The organism is Pseudoalteromonas aurantia (assembly GCF_005886875.1).
GTDB lineage: Bacteria > Pseudomonadota > Gammaproteobacteria > Enterobacterales > Alteromonadaceae > Pseudoalteromonas > Pseudoalteromonas aurantia_A.
Window position 1 is genome coordinate 1 of the sequence record NZ_PNBY01000158.1, and the last position, 379, is coordinate 379.

Consider the following 379-nt stretch of genomic DNA (forward strand, 5'->3'; position numbering starts at 1 on the left):
CGAGCACCATGAATAAGTTGTTTTCTGAGGTATTTATCTCCACGTTTAGTAATTGTGCCCAAACGATTTGTTTCACCAGACGCATATTGCCTAGGCGTAAGGCCAAGCCAGACACTAAAGTCTTTCGCACTTTTAAATGCTTGGCCTTTATCGATGCTGGCGCTGAACGCGGAGGCAATGATAGGGCCAATCCCTGGAATGGATTGCATAATTTCTGCACTGGTGTTGTGGGTGTTAGTTTGTTGAAACAAGGTATCCATGAGTTTAATTTTTTTATCATAGCTTTCTAACTCTTGTTGCACCTCTAACAACATGAGGCGAATAACAGGCTGAACATCTTGTGATAAAAGTTCATGAATATGCTTTTTGAATACAGAGT

Annotated in this window: 1 protein-coding gene; it reads right to left on the bottom strand. The window is 40.9% G+C overall.

Annotation, left to right across the window (positions count from 1 at the left end; translation table 11 throughout):
• On the bottom strand, positions 1 to 379 hold a 379-nt coding region (locus CWC18_RS20170), incomplete at both ends, for a transposase (protein WP_138675987.1).